Below are 14,113 nucleotides of genomic sequence, written 5' to 3' on the forward strand. Positions count from 1 at the left end.
TCGCCGCATCCGCATGTTGTACACATGGGCTAAGCCACCTCCACCGACACCAGCATGAGTTCACGGCCGCTGAGGACTTCGACGTCCGCGCTTCCGCAGGGACAAAGCAGGATCAGGTCCGCGACTTCGAATTCGTCATAACAGCTCCGGCAGCGGGCCAGGCTCCGGGGTTCGTCGATCATGAGCCGTGCGCCAGCCAGGGGAGTGCCCGCGGAAGCTACGTCGAAACAGAAGCGCATGGCCTCCGGCAGGACACCGGACAAAGGCCCCACCCGGAGGTTGACCGCCGTGACCGTCCGTTCGCCCGTACGGTCGAGAACGGCGTCGATCAGGCTCTGCGTGATAGAGAGTTCGTGCATGATCGCGCTCCTTCCTGCCAAGATAGGCTCGCCCCGGACAAAACGCAACCACCTTCAGCCGCGTTCTGCGGGGCGCCCTGGACGGTTAGCGCAAACGGGCAGATAACGCCCCGTGGACGCGGATTTCCCGGAGTTACCTGCCAGTTGGCGCTGACGCTAGGGTTGTTTCCATGCCTTCGTTCCAGACAAGACTCAAGATCACCGGGCTGAAGCCTGGCAACGCTCCCGAGGCCGTGATGGCGGCAGCCATCGAAGCCCTCGGAACGAGGCACCACGTCGAATCGAACCAGCTTCAGATCAGCGGCGGGGTACCCGAACTGAACCTTCGCTTCCTCGTGGACGCCACGGAGTTCAGCGGTGAGAACAGCCAGGCGCGCGAGTCGGCAGCCATGATGCGCGACGCCGTCGAACGCGTTGCGGTGACAGGCGCACTTTTGGTGCTCCGCCGCAGCCGCGGTCGCTGGGCTCCCGTCTAGCCCTAAGGCGCCGCGTCCGGGCGGGCCTCGTCGGCAGGTTCGTCCACGGGAGAGCGGCTGCCCCGGCGGCGGGTGACGATCATCCCCACGAGGGCGCCGATCACCAGGCCGACGGCGACGCCGATCAGCGAGCTGGCCCAGAACGGCAGCTTGGTTGCCGAGCCGGTGAAATAGCCGAGTCCCACCAGCCATGTGGCCCAGAGGATGCCGCCCAGCGCGGCGCAGAAACTGAAAGCGCGGGTGGTGACGTCGGCGATTCCGGCGGCGGCTGACGTCGCGAGCCGTCCTCCCGGAATGAACCGGACGCCGATGATGGCGCCGTACGTGGTGGACCGGCCCGCCTTGGCGATGGCCGCGTGGATTCCGCTGTGGAATTTGCGGCCCCACCGCCACCGGTCCAGGACGTGGCTGAGGCGGCGTTTGAACAGCTGGAACACCACCACATCCCCGATCCACGAGGCGAAGGCGGCCAGCAGGCCCACGAGCAGGACATTGGCGCGGCCTTCGGCGGAGAGTGCTCCGCCGGTGATCACCAGCATTTCGGAGGGGACGGGCGGGAAGATCGCGTCGCCAAGGACGATGGGGATGATCCAGAAATAGATCGTGGCGCCCCAGGTGTCAGCGTTGGCAAGGTCCATGGCCACAAGGTACCGCATTTTCCGGGGGCGAGCCGGACTCCGGGACCGGCGTCAGGCGTCGGAAGCCGCCATGAACACGGCCAGTTTAGGCCGGGGCCTCGCTGAGCTGAAGGGTGCTGCGGTACTCCGCCGGCTTCTTGGTGATGGGGTCCACGAAGCGGATGCCGCGGGCCAGGAGCTGGAGCGGTTTGGTGTAGTCGTCCGGGGCCTTGTCCAGCAGATCGGGATAGAAGGCATCGTTCACGATCCCAAGCCCCAGCGAGGCCATGTGCACCCTGAGCTGGTGGGTCTTCCCCGAGTGGGGCTCCAGCAGGTAGAGCGCGCGCCGCGGGGCGCGTGCGGAACCAGGGGCGCTGGAGGTGCCGGGGGCACCTGCGGTGTTGCCGGCGTCGAACGTTTTCAGCAGTGCGATGCGGGTTTCCGCGTTCGGTTCGCCGTCGATGACCTCCGCGAGGAGGTAGCTGCGGGACTTGGTCATGCGGTTGCGCACCACCGCGGGGAAGTCGACCGCGGGGTACCCGGCGGCCGGCTCCGCGGCGGAGACGCACTCGTATTCCTTCTGGACCTGGCGTTTCTCGAACAGCACCTGGTAGTTGCCGCGGGTTTCCGGGTTCGTGGAGAGCAGGAGGATTCCGGCCGTCATACGGTCCAGCCGGTGCATGGGGATCAGGTCCGGGAGGTTCAGCTGGTTCCGGAGCCGCACCAGGGCTGATTCCTGGATGTAGGTGCCGCCCGGGGTAGTGGGAAGGAAGTGGGGTTTGTCCACCACGAGGATGTGATCGTCCTGGTGCAGGATGTTGAGCTCGACGGGCAGCCGAGTCTCCGGCGGGAGGGTGCGGTAGTACCAGATGAACGTGTGGTCCTCGAGCCTGGTGCGCCGGTCCAGGGGAACGCCGCCCTCGCCCACGATCTCGCCGGCGTCGAAACGGTCCTCGATGCCCTGCGGGTCGATGTGGCCCCACCGGTGCATCATGTAGTCCATGGCGGTGTCCCACGGCCCCTCGTCCGGGAGGCGCAGGCGGGTCGCGTTCACGCCGTCGCGCACGGGAAGGGGGGATTGCATCACCGGTCCATTCTACTTTGCGCCGCACGGAGTCCCTCTGCCGCCGTTTTCGGCGGTACCCTGCGTTCGTGCCTGACACCCGCACCGACAGTAAAAAAGTTCTTGACAAATAAAATTGTCGGTGGCGATACTTAAACCATGTTGGACATCGAAGTGATCGAGGACCCGGCGGCGGCCGAAGCCTCGCTGGACCCCATCCGGACCCGTATCCTCCGGGAGCTGGCCGAGCCCGGCTCGGCCACGCAGCTCGCCGCGAAGGTGGGGCTGCCGCGGCAGAAGGTGAACTACCACCTCAAGGCGCTGGAGCGGCACGGCCTGGTGGAGCTGGTTGAGGAGCGCCGGAAGGGCAATGTCACCGAACGCGTGCTGCAGGCCACCGCGGCGTCGTACCTTATTTCCCCCGTTGCGCTGGCATCGGTGGCGCCGGATCCGCACCGGTTTTCCGACCGGTTCTCGGCCTTCTGGCTACTGGCGCTCGCCGGACGCATGGTCCAGGAAATGGGGAAGCTCATTGCCGGTGCAGCTGCCGCGCGGCAGAAACTCGCCACCTTCGCCATCGATGGCGAGATCACTTTCCGGACCGCCGCGGACCGTGCCGCCTTCGCCGAGGAGCTCGGCGTGGAGGTCACCCGCCTCGTGGACAAGTATCACGACGGCGGCGCGGGCGGACGGAAGCACCGGCTCGTCGTCGCGCTTCATCCGGCACTCAAAGAACCAGGCAGGACCACCCCGTTCGGGGAAAAGGAACAGGAGCAGGACAATGACTGACAACCGTAAATTCGAGATTGTTTACGACACCGAGCTGCCCGGCACCCCGGAGCGTGTCTGGGAGGCCGTCACCAAGGGCACGCCCGGCTGGATGTTCCCGACCGAACAGTGGCCGGACGTCAAGACCGTGGAGGAGTACCCGCAGCACCTGGTCTCGCGCATGGACGGTCCGGACGGCTGGTTCAACCAGCTGGAGCATGTTCTGGAACCGCTCGACGGCGGCCGGGCCAGGCTCCATTACGTGCACAGCGGCATCTTCGCGGACAACTGGGACCAGCAGTACGACGGCGCCAGCAAGCACACGGAGTTCTACCTCCACACCCTGGGGCAGTACCTGAAGTACTTCGACGGCCAGCCCGTGGTGTTCACGGACATCCAGGGCCCGGCCGCCTCGCAGACGCCGGACGGTTTCGTGCAGCTGAAGAACGCCCTCGGTGTGGGCGGGGCGTCGCGGGGGACACCTTTGACGTGGACGTCGACGGCGTTGGGCGGCTCAGGGGGCAGGTGGACTTCTCCAACGAGAACTTCCTGGGCCTGCGGACCCCCGACACCATGTACCGGTTCTTTGGCCGCAACGTGTTCGGCGCACCCGTGGGAATGACAGTCCACGATTTCAGTGGCAGCGGGGATTCCGAGGCCACGGCACAGGCCTGGGGCGGCTACCTCGCGAAGGTCTACGCGTAGGACTCTTCGGGCACGGCTGGGCCTTGGCAGCCGCCCGCGACGCGCAAAACACCTGACGTCGAGGAAGGGCCTGGTGACACCGGAAATCCGGCGTCGCCAGGATCTTTGCGCGCCATGGAGAAATGCGCGCGTCCCCTGGCCTGCGTCGCCTGGTCGCCCGCGTCCACTGGGTGGATGCGGGCGTGTGCCCACGGCCCACGGGCCCAGGCCCAGGGCCCAGCGTGGGGGCACGGTCAGGGGCAGGGTCAGGCGATGGCGACGCCGGGCGGGTGCCGGAGGCTGCGGCGGAGTTGGGGGACGGCGTCGAGCTTTTCCTGGGCCGAGCGCAGGGCACGCACCGCCGTCTCCAGTTGCCCGGGCGGGAGCGTGAACGGGACGCGCAGGTAGTGCTCAAAGGCACCGCCCACGCCGAACCGGGGGCCGGCCGCCAGCCTGATGCCCACGTCCGGACCGATGACCGTCAGGGCTGTGCTCATCGGGGCAGGGAGCCGGCACCACACGCTGAGTCCGCCGTCGGGCCGTTCGGGCTGCCAGTCCGGAAGGATGCCGCCGATGAGCTCAAGGAGGGCTGTGCGGTTTTCGCGAAGTTCGGCCAGCCTGGCCGGGAGTGGTTCGGCGAGTGACCGGACAAGGTGCCCCGCGGCCAGTTGCTCCACCACCGGGCCGCCCAGGTCCATGGTGGTGCGGGCGGCGGCGAAGCGCTGGATCAGCGACCTGCCGGCCCGGATCCAGCCGGTGCGCAGCCCGGCCCAGTGCGATTTGCTCAAGGAGCCGATGGTGACCACCGCAGGGCTGAAGGCCGCCAGCGGCGCTGTGGCTGCGGCGTCGAGGTTCAGTTCGCGCAGTGTCTCGTCCACCACCAGCACTGTTCCCGCTGCGGCGGCGGCCCGGACCAGCCTGCGGCGCTGGGCGTCGGACATCAGCCGGCCTGTGGGGTTGTGGAAGTCCGGCACCACGTAGGCCATCTTGGGGCGTTGCTGCATCATGGCGGATTCCATCCCGGATAAGTCCCAGCCGCGCCCGGGCGGCAAGGCAACAGGAACGGGGCGGCATCCGGTGGCCCGGATGGCATCAAGCGCGTGCGGATACGTCGGGTGGTCCACCAGCACCCTGTCCTGCTTGCCTGCGAGGGTGCGGAGCACGATGTTCAGGGCATGTTGCGCCCCCGAGGTCACCAGAATCTGGTCCGCTGTGGTGGGAACCCCGGCGTCGGAGTACCGGGCAGCAATTGCCTCACGGAGCGGCGCGATGCCAATGGCGTCGTAGCCAAAACCCGGAAGCAGTGCCGGGAGCTCCGTCAGCGCGGCGGCAAAGGCCCGGTGCACCACTTCGCCGCTGGCCGGCAGGGACGCGTAGGCGAGGTCGATGAGGCCCGGCGGCGCCGCCAGGCCGGGGCCCCGGACAGGGCGTTGGGGTTGATGAGCTGGGTGGTCCCGCCCGGCCCGCTGGCGCCGGCCGGCATTTGGCGGGGAATGCAGGTGCGGCCGCGGCTGCCCTGCCGGCTGCTGAGGAATCCCTGTTCTCGCAGGCTGGCGTAGGCGGCCGTGACTGTCGTCCGGCTGACGCCCAGGGCAGCGGCCAGGGCCCGTTCGCTGGGCAGCGCCATGTCCAGCGGGACGCGACCGTCCAGTACCAGGAGGCGTACGACGTCGGCCAGCTCCCGGTAGGCGGGCGCCGCGCCGCGGTTCCACTGGCCGAGGAGGCGGGTGAGCGCGGTGGGGTTCAGGGAGCCGGACATGTAGCCAGTATCTCAAACTGGATATGGATTACAAGGCCAGTTCTATCGGAGGATGGATTCCATGATGACCCGCAGACTCCTTCAACTGTTCACCGGCCTGGCCATGTACGGCATTTCGTTGGCCATGTTCATCCGCGCCGGCCTTGGCCTGGACCCGTGGGATGTATTCCACCAGGGTGTGGCCGGGAAGACCAACCTGTCCATCGGGGTGGTGGTGATCATTATCAGTTTCCTGGTGCTGCTCCTCTGGATCCCGCTGCGGCAATGGCCAGGGTTCGGCACCCTGTGCAACGCCGTGCTGGTGGGTGTTTTCGCGGACGTGGGGCTGGCGCTGATTCCCGAGTTCTCCCACCTGGGCGGCCAGATCGGCATGCTGGCAGGCGCCGTGCTGCTGAACGGGATCGCGTCCGCCTGCTACATCGGCGCACGGTTCGGCCCCGGCGCCCGCGACGGGCTCATGACCGGGCTGGCCCGGCGGACGGGGTGGTCGGTCCGCTCCTCGCGCACCGGAATTGAAGTAGTGGTGCTGGGCGCCGGCTGGCTGCTGGGCGGATCCGTGGGTGTGGGCACTGTGGTCTATGCCTTGGCCATCGGCCCGTTGGTGCAGCTGCTGTTGCCGCGGTTCACTGTGCCGGAGATCCGGAAGCCGCGTGCGGGGAAGCCCGGTGCGGGCCAGAACGCCAACCCAGCCGGCACCAGGGAAGAAGGGGAGCAGGCCAACGCTGCGGTACCGGCCGCCTGACCCTGGTCGCCCGATCCGGCTGCCAGGCGAGGCCGCCTGACGTCAGGCGGCCACGGCCGGTGGTGGCTGGCATGTCGGGCAGAAGTAGATGTCGCGCTCTTCGGTGCCGGTGTCTGTGTGGGTGCCTTTGGCCAGCACGCCGCGGCGAATTGGGGTGCCGCATTTCAGGCAGGGCTGGTGTTCGCGCCTGTATACCCAGTATCCAGGGCGTCCGGCCATCCGGCCGACGGGCATTCCCCGCTTGTTGAGCACGGTGGTCCGTCGGCCCGGCCCCAGATTCGCCTCCAGGAGGTGCTTGGCGTCGGCCATCATTGCCGGGAGATCCGGCACGTCGGAGACGGGCGCTGCCGGATGGATGCCGGACAGGAAACACGCCTCACAGCGGTAGATATTGCCGATGCCGGCGAGGTTCCGCTGATCCAGCAGGGCGACGCCGACGGGAACATCCGGAGCTGCACGCAGCCGCCGTTCCGCCTCCGCCGGGTCCCAGCCGGGGCCCAGGAGGTCCGGTCCGAGGTGGCCCACAACGGAGTCCTCGTCGGCGGTGCGGACCACTTCCAGGATGCCGAGTGAAAACCCGACGGCGTCTGCCGTGGCAGTGCGCAGCACGCACCGGGCGGTGAACCCCGGTTTCCGCCAGCGTCCGCCGGGAGGGTAGACCTGCCAAGTGCCTTCCATCTTCAGGTGGGAGTGAATGGTCAGCTGTTCCTCCGCCGGGCCGCGCACGCGCATCAGGAGGTGCTTTCCGCGGGGAACCACCTCCTCCACTGTCCAGCCGTCAAGCTTGAGGGTGGCAAACCTGGGCACGCGGAAGTCGGAGCCAGTGAGCTTCTGCCCGGCGAGGGCGGCGTGGAGCTGGGCCGCGGCCCGCCAGACGGAATCACCCTCAGGCACGGATTCTCAGCCCCTTCGGAGTGGAGTAGGCACCGGCGTGGGTCAGCGCGGCGGCCGCGGGCGTGTCCAGTATGCCGTGGCCGTTGACCTTTTCCATGATGAGCTTGTCCACCGCGCCGCGCTTCACCACTCCCACCAGCGCCGCCGCCGCGGCGGCGAGCACGTCCGGATCGTCGTCAAAGGCGAGCAGCGTCTTGCCGCCGCGTTCCACATAAAGGACCAGGGTGCCGTCGACGATCACCACCAGGGCGCCGGCCTTCCGCCCGGGGCGGTGGCCGCTGCCGGCTTCGACATTGAGCGCGGGCCAAGGCAGCGCCGCCCCGTAGGGATTGGCGGGGTCCGTGGCGGCGAGGGCCAGGGCAACCGGCTCCGGCTTCGCCAGCTGGGTGTCCTCGGAGTAGGACCGCAGCCTGTCCACCGTGGCGGGCACCGCGAACTGGGCGGCACCGAGGTGCTCGATGAAGTAACCCCGGCGGCAGCGGCCGGCTTCCTCCAGCCGTGCGAGGACCTTGTACATCAGGCCGAATCCTCCCAGGATGTTCTCCGCCATGACGGAGCCGCGGGTCACCACTCCGTAGCGGTCCAGCAGCAGCTCGGCCGTGGCTCGTGCGTGGATGGTCGGGTCCAGCTCCGGTGCCGGCAGGGCTGACCACCGTCCGGCGGCCAGCGGCGGGGTGGGCGCGGTGCCCGTGACCGAGCCGTAGCGTCCTCCGGTCAGCCCGGGGGATCCCAGCAGGCCTGTGCCGTGGGCGCGTCCCAGCCTGCTCATGCGGGGTGCCCGGGCCCGCGGCGCACGGGCAACCTGCCGGTGGGCCGTGTGGCCGCCGGCGATCATGGCCCGGACGGGAGCGAAGGTATCACCGGTGATGCGGCCCGCCCACGCCAAATCCCACAGCGCGGATACAACATCCAGGTCGCTCAGCACGGAGTCCATACCGCCCGCGATCTCTGTCAGCTGGCGGAAGAAATAGCCACCGCCGTTGTTCTGCAGGTGCTCCAACAGCCGCCGCTGGGCGTCCCCCGGCTCATAATCCACCGCCGGATTCAGCGTGAGTTCGGCGGAATCCGCAAGGTGCAGGCTCACCCAGCCGTCATTGCCGGGCAGCGCGCCCGCCCCGGACCACAGAACCTCTCCGGCCGCCATCAGCTCGTCCAGCATGGCCGGTTGGTAATCAGCCACCCGGCTGGCAAGGATGAGGGGTTCCCACGCAGATGCGGGTACGGGCACGCCGGAAAGCTGGTCGATGGCTGTGACGATGCCGTCCAGCCCGCGCAGCGCGGACTGGCCACGGCCCTTTCCAGGTGTCCGGACATTCTGCCAGGCCGGAAGGAACCGGCCGTAGGCGGCGGCATCCACCGGTTCCACTTCCGCGCGAAGGGCTGCCAGTGACCGGCGGCGGAGTTTCCGGAGCACCTCGGCGTCACACCACTCGCTGGTGCCGGCCAGCGTTGTAACGGCGGCCGCGGGCTGCGGCCCGGTGTCGGCGTCACCCGGTTCGGGGATTTCGGCTGCGTGCTGTTGTTCCTGTGTCTGTTCCGGCGGCGGGGCATGCGGGCGGAATTCGCCTTCCACCACGCGCCCGTCCGCGGCGAGCCGCTTCAGCGCGGTACTGACGACGGCGACGCCGAGCCCCAGCCGTGCCGCGGCCTCCGTGGCAGTGAAAGGCCCGTGGGTGCGGGCGTAGCGGGAGACGAGATCGCCGAGCGGGTCGGCCACAGGCTCGATGAAGGCGAGCGGCACCCCCATGGGCAGGGGCACTCCGATGGCGTCCCGCAGACGGGCCGCGTCCTCCACGGCCGCAAAGCGCTCGCCGCCGCCGATGTTCACTCGGAGCGCGCGGTTGGCCCGCTGCAGGGCGGCGAGATGGGCGACGGCGTCGGCCACGGGAGCCGGCTCGTCCACCGGAGTTTCGACAGGGCCGGCCGCCGGGGTTTCGACAGGCTCGGCCACCGGGATCGATGCGGGTTCCAGCCGGGCTGCCACCTCGTCGGGCGTCAGCGGGCCGAGCAGGCGCAGCAGGTCCGCGACCCCCTCCATGCCGCGCACGCGGCGGTCCGGTGCGAGTCGCTGCAGCTCCCGTTCCGTGGCTTCGATGACCTTGGCGTCGAGCAGTTCGCGCAGCTCCACCCGGCCCAGGAGCTCATTAAGAAGGGTGGAATCCAGGGCCAGTGCGGCGGCCCGGCGCTCCGCGAGGGGTGAGTCGCCTTCGTAGAGGAACTGCGCAACGTAGCCGAACAGCAGGGACTTCGCGAAGGGGGAGGGCTGCTGCGTTGTGGTCTGCAGGATCCGCAGCTCGCGCCGCTCGATGGAGGCGGCAATGTCCTTCAGGGCCGGGAGGTCATAGACGTCCTGCAGGCATTCCCGCACGGTTTCCAGCACGATGGGGAAGGTGGGATACTTCCGGGCAACATCCAGCAGCTGCGCGGACCGTTGGCGCTGCTGCCACAGGGGTTGCCGCTTTCCGGGGTTCTGCCGGGGGAGGAGCAGCGCCCGGGCCGCGCACTCGCGGAAGCGGGAGGCAAAGAGGGCGCTGCCGCCCACCTCGGCCGTCACGATCTGCTCCAGTTCCTCGGGCTCGAAGAGGAACAGTTCGGCTCCGGGGGGCTCGTCCTCCATCATGGGCACCCGCAGCACGATGCCGTCGTCCGCGGCCATGGCGGAGCCGTCCATTCCGTAGCGCTGCTGCAGGCGCTGGCCAACGGCGAGGGCCCACGGCGCGTGCACGGGCATGCCGAAGGGGCTGTGCAGGACCACCCGCCAGTCGCCCAGTTCGTCGTGGAACCGCTCAACAACCAAGGTGGTGTCGCTGGGAACCACCTCGGTGGCCAGCTTCTGCTCGGCCAGGTACTGGATCAGGTTGTTCGCGGCAAAATCATCGAGGCCGCTGGCCTTGCACCGCTCGGTGGCGGGACCGACGTCGGACGCGGACAGTTCGCGTACGAAGGCACCCAGGGCGCGCCCCAGGTCCACCGGCCGGCCGAGGGAATCGCCCTTCCAGAAGGGGAGCTTGCCCGGCTGGCCGAAGGCGGGGGAGACCAACACGCGGTCGTGCGTGATGTCCTCGATCTTCCAGCTGGTGGCACCGAGGGCGAAGATGTCCCCCACGCGGGATTCGTAGACCATCTCCTCGTCGAGTTCGCCCACGCGCCGCCCGCCCTTGGCCGCGGAAGCCCCGGGGCTGGCCGCCTTGCCATCCGCAGAGGGCACAGCGGAGCCTTCCACCTCGGTGCCGATGATGTAGACGCCAAAGAGCCCGCGGTCCGGAATGGTGCCGCCGGAGGTCACGGCCAGCCGCTGCGCCCCGGGACGGCCCTCGATGGTGCCGGCATTGCGGTCCCAGATGATCCTGGGCCGGAGCTCGGCGAACTCGTCGGACGGATAGCGGCCGGCGAGCAGGTCCAGGGTGGCCTCGAAGGCCGAGCGGGGGAGGGAGGCGAAGGGCGCGGAACGCCGGACCGTGGCGAACCATTCCTCCACGTCGATGGCGCCCAGCGCCGTGGCCGCCACGGTCTGCTGGGCGAGGATGTCCAATGGGTTGGCGGGGACGCTCAACCGCTCGATTTTGCCGCCGAGCATCCGCTCCACGGTGATGGCGGTGTGGACGAGGTCGGCGCGGTGCTTGGGGAACAGGACACCCTGGGACACTTCGCCCACCTGGTGCCCGGCGCGGCCCACGCGCTGCAGCCCGCTGGCCACGGACGGCGGCGACTCCACCTGGACCACCAGGTCCACCGCGCCCATGTCGATGCCGAGTTCCAGGGAAGAGGTGGCAACAACGCAGCGCAGCCGGCCCGACTTCAGGTCGTCCTCGATCAGCGCGCGCTGGTCCTTGGACACCGAGCCGTGGTGTGCACGCGCCAGCACTGGGTCGGCGCCCGCTGTGCTGCCTGCCTGGGCCATCATGTGCGCCGGAGTGGCTGTCGAAGTCGGCAGTCCGGAAACACCGCCGGACGGCACCGCAGCTGGTAGTGCGGCAGGCGCGGCGTCGAAGTCCGGCGCCCCGGCGCCAAACTCCGTCCAGCCGCCACCCGCGGCCACCAGCTGGCGTTCGGAGTAGATCTCATTCAGGCGGGCGGTCAGCCGTTCGGCGAGGCGGCGTGAATTGGCGAACACGATGGTGGACTGGTTGGCCAGAACCAGGTCCACGATCTTCTCCTCCACATGCGGCCAGATGGACGCCTGCGGCTGCAGCCCTGAGGCGGGCCCGGAATCGAAGGCCCCCGCAGCCCCCTGCAGATCCGACATGTCTTCCACCGGAACCGAAACGGTCAGGTCCCAGTTCTTCCTGGACGGGGGCGCCACGATTTCCACCGGTGCCGCTCCGGCCAGGAACTGGGCCACGAGTTCGCGGGGCTCCACCGTGGCGGACAGGCCGATCCGTTGCGCGGGCTTGGGCAGGAGCGCGTCGAGGCGCTCCAGCGACACCGCCAGGTGCGCGCCGCGCTTGGTGCCGGCCACGGCATGGACCTCGTCCACGATGATGGTGTCCACCTCGGCCAGTGTCTCCCGGGCCTTGGAGGTGAGCATAAGGAACAGGGACTCGGGGGTGGTGATGAGGATGTCCGGCGGGTGGCTGAGCAGCGCGCGGCGGTCCGCCGTTGTCGTGTCTCCCGAACGGACACCAACGGTGATGAGTGGTGCCGGCAGGCCCAGCCGCTTGGCCGTCTGGGTGATGCCGATCAGCGGCGCGCGGAGGTTGCGTTCGACGTCGACGCCAAGCGCCTTCAGCGGAGAGATGTACAGAACGCGGGTTTGCCGCTTGGGCGCTTTGGGCTTCCGGCCCTTCGCGGCAGCAGGGTCCAGGCCGGGGAGTGCCTCGGGCTCAACGGGCGCGGACGCCTGGAGCCGGTCGAGCGCCCACAGGAAAGCAGCGAGAGTCTTGCCGGAACCGGTCGGGGCAACCACCAAGGCGTGCGAGCCGGAGGAGATCGCGTTCCAGGCGCCGTTCTGGGCGGGGGTGGGCGCTGAAAAGGCACCGAGGAACCATTCCCGGGTGGCCCGGCTGAACCTGTCCATGGTCCGCGCGGAGGACATGCCGGCGGCCGGCGTTCCTGATGGTGTGCCGCCTGGCGGCGTTCCGCCGGCGGGCTCTTTCCCCTGCATTCCTCCATCATGCCCTACGGCACCGACACTATTGGCGGGTCAGTCGAGCTCCTGCAGATCGCGGGTGGCCGGGCCTTCCAGGACCTTCCCGTCGCTGCCGAAGCGGGAGCCGTGCAGGGGGCAGTCCCAGGATTTTTCGCTGTCGTTCCACCGCAGGATCCCGCCCAGATGGGTGCAGACGGCGGACAGCGTGCAGCTTGCGCCGTCGACCGTGGACACCGCAACGGGGTGCCGGCCGCGGCGGTACACGCTGCCCGCACCCTCCGGCGGCTGCCCCGCGGACGCACCGACACGCTTGAACGCCACCTGCCCCAGCCCCGGGCCAGCGCGGCCGCAACCGAGGCATTGAGCGAGACCGCGGACGCGGCACCGGGAGGTGATGTGACCCGGTGGTGGATGACCGTGGCCCACGGGAGCCGGGTGCCGAGGATGTCAGCGGTGATGTCCAGGGCGGCACCGACGGCGTTGGTCATGCCCCATTTGTTGTAGCCGGTGGCGAAATAGATCCGGCCCAGCCCCCGCGGGAGCTTGCCGAAGAACGGCATGAGGTTGGTGGCGCGGTAATCCTGGGCTGACCAGGAGTGGGTGAGGCGTGCGCCAGGGAAGTTGGCCGTAGTCCACGCCGCCAGGGTGTCGAGATAGGCCTGCGGCGACTTGGCCGCGCCCACCGGATGCCCGTTCCCTCCCACCAGCAGGAGCCGCCTGGCGCCGTCGGGATAATCGCGCAGGGAGCGGACCGGCCGCTCAACGGAAAGGAACATGCCGTCCGGCGCGGGCGTTGTCCCTGGCAGCTCGAACGCGGCCGCATACGATCGCAGCGCCTTCAGCTTGGCGAAATAGAGGCCCCGGTCAAGAACAGGCGTTCCCGTTGCCAGGACCACCTCGTGCGCGCGCACCGGGCCGTGATCGGTTTGCAGCTCGGCCGGTCCCGATCCTCCGAATCCGCGGAGCCCACCAGGGCCGCGGACCGCGCTGAGTCCGTTGAGCCGCACGCCGGAGACGACCTGCCCGCCGTGGGCACGGATGTCTTCCACCAGGGCATCGATGACTTCCATAGGGTGGATCTGGGCCTGCCGCCCCAGCCGAAGGGCTCCCTTGACGGCGAACGGGAGCCCAGGCTCACGGGTGTACTCCACGGCCAGGCCTGCGGCCCGGGCAACGGCCATTTCCGCGCGGAGGGTCTCCGTCCCGGCATCCGTGGCGGCGTAGGTATAGGCGTCCCGGTGCTGGAATGCCACACCGCGGTCTGCGAGGTACCGGAGCAGCCATGCCTGGCCCTCACGGTTCATGTCGACGTAGGCGTTGACCACTCTTTGGGAATACTGGCCCCGCAGGGCCGAGAGCACAGACCCCTGCAGGAGCGAGACCTTCGCGGTGGTGTTGCCCGTGGTCACCGCGCCCGGGCTTCTGGCTTCGATGACCAGCACCCTCTTGCCCGCCCTGGCGAGGAGGAGTGCCGTCACCAGCCCGGTCAGCCCGGCGCCGGCCACCACGGCGTCGAACGTGCTGCGCGGATGGAACGGATCGCTGCGGAAGGTGCCGGTGCGGTCCAACCAGAGTGAGGTCACAGGCCGTCCTGCCTTTCCCAGTCCCGGCACGTCACCCACCGGGACTCCGAAGGAGTTCGTAAGGAGACTTATCATGCCA

General features: G+C 69.0%; 9 protein-coding genes and 3 pseudogenes. 4 read left to right on the top strand and 8 right to left on the bottom strand.

Annotation, left to right across the window (positions count from 1 at the left end; translation table 11 throughout):
- Positions 1-29 precede the first annotated feature (29 nt).
- Positions 30-359 carry a hydrogenase maturation nickel metallochaperone HypA gene (locus FCN77_RS03575; RefSeq protein WP_137321157.1) on the bottom strand — a complete coding sequence of 110 codons (330 nt, stop codon included), beginning with the start codon at positions 357-359 and terminating at the stop codon, positions 30-32.
- A 170-nt stretch (positions 360-529) separates the two neighbouring features.
- On the opposite strand from FCN77_RS03575, the gene FCN77_RS03580 reads away from it, so the two are divergent.
- The gene (locus tag FCN77_RS03580; protein ID WP_137321158.1) at positions 530-835 is read left to right on the top strand and encodes a hypothetical protein; all 306 of its coding nucleotides are present in this window, start codon (positions 530-532) and stop codon (positions 833-835) included.
- A gap of 2 nt (positions 836-837) precedes the next feature.
- On the opposite strand, the gene FCN77_RS03585 is transcribed toward FCN77_RS03580, so the two are convergent.
- Both FCN77_RS03585 and FCN77_RS03590 read right to left on the bottom strand, forming a co-directional pair.
- Positions 838-1,473, bottom strand: a complete 636-nt coding sequence (locus FCN77_RS03585) for a DedA family protein (protein ID WP_137321159.1) — start codon at positions 1,471-1,473, stop codon at positions 838-840.
- A gap of 85 nt (positions 1,474-1,558) precedes the next feature.
- Positions 1,559-2,536: an RluA family pseudouridine synthase gene (locus FCN77_RS03590; protein WP_137324622.1), complete on the bottom strand. Its 978-nt coding sequence runs from the start codon at positions 2,534-2,536 to the stop codon at positions 1,559-1,561.
- 138 nt (positions 2,537-2,674) lie between these two features.
- Here FCN77_RS03590 and FCN77_RS03595 point away from each other — a divergent pair, with 138 nt between their 5' ends.
- Complete coding sequence (locus FCN77_RS03595) at positions 2,675-3,304, top strand: helix-turn-helix domain-containing protein (protein ID WP_137321160.1); 630 nt, start codon at positions 2,675-2,677, stop codon at positions 3,302-3,304.
- Positions 3,297-3,988, top strand: a pseudogene (locus FCN77_RS03600) (SRPBCC domain-containing protein). Before FCN77_RS03595 ends, FCN77_RS03600 begins: the two are co-directional and overlap by 8 nt.
- 245 nt (positions 3,989-4,233) lie before the next feature.
- Here FCN77_RS03600 and FCN77_RS03605 read toward each other — a convergent pair.
- A pseudogene (locus tag FCN77_RS03605) lies at positions 4,234-5,726 on the bottom strand (PLP-dependent aminotransferase family protein).
- 61 nt (positions 5,727-5,787) lie between these two features.
- On the opposite strand from FCN77_RS03605, the gene FCN77_RS03610 reads away from it, so the two are divergent.
- Complete coding sequence (locus FCN77_RS03610) at positions 5,788-6,468, top strand: YitT family protein (protein ID WP_254678834.1); 681 nt, start codon at positions 5,788-5,790, stop codon at positions 6,466-6,468.
- Positions 6,469-6,510: 42 nt separating this feature from the next.
- Here the strand turns inward: FCN77_RS03610 and FCN77_RS03615 are convergent, their stop codons facing one another.
- From FCN77_RS03615 to FCN77_RS03625, 4 genes and pseudogenes are all read right to left on the bottom strand, one after another.
- Positions 6,511-7,362, bottom strand: coding sequence for an Fpg/Nei family DNA glycosylase (locus tag FCN77_RS03615; protein ID WP_137321161.1), 852 nt, complete (start codon positions 7,360-7,362; stop codon positions 6,511-6,513).
- On the bottom strand, positions 7,355-12,397 hold the full coding sequence (locus FCN77_RS03620; RefSeq protein WP_137324623.1) for an ATP-dependent helicase: 5,043 nt from the start codon (positions 12,395-12,397) through the stop codon (positions 7,355-7,357). Before FCN77_RS03620 ends, FCN77_RS03615 begins: the two co-directional genes overlap by 8 nt.
- Positions 12,398-12,505: 108 nt before the next feature.
- Positions 12,506-12,877 carry a Rieske 2Fe-2S domain-containing protein gene (locus FCN77_RS27530; RefSeq protein ID WP_368074333.1) on the bottom strand — a complete coding sequence of 124 codons (372 nt, stop codon included), beginning with the start codon at positions 12,875-12,877 and terminating at the stop codon, positions 12,506-12,508.
- Positions 12,878-12,966: 89 nt separating this feature from the next.
- Positions 12,967-14,109, bottom strand: a pseudogene (locus tag FCN77_RS03625) (NAD(P)/FAD-dependent oxidoreductase); the annotation flags it as partial.
- Between the last annotated feature and the right edge of the window lie 4 nt (positions 14,110-14,113).

The organism is Arthrobacter sp. 24S4-2, from assembly GCF_005280255.1.
Taxonomy (GTDB): Bacteria; Actinomycetota; Actinomycetes; order Actinomycetales; family Micrococcaceae; genus Arthrobacter.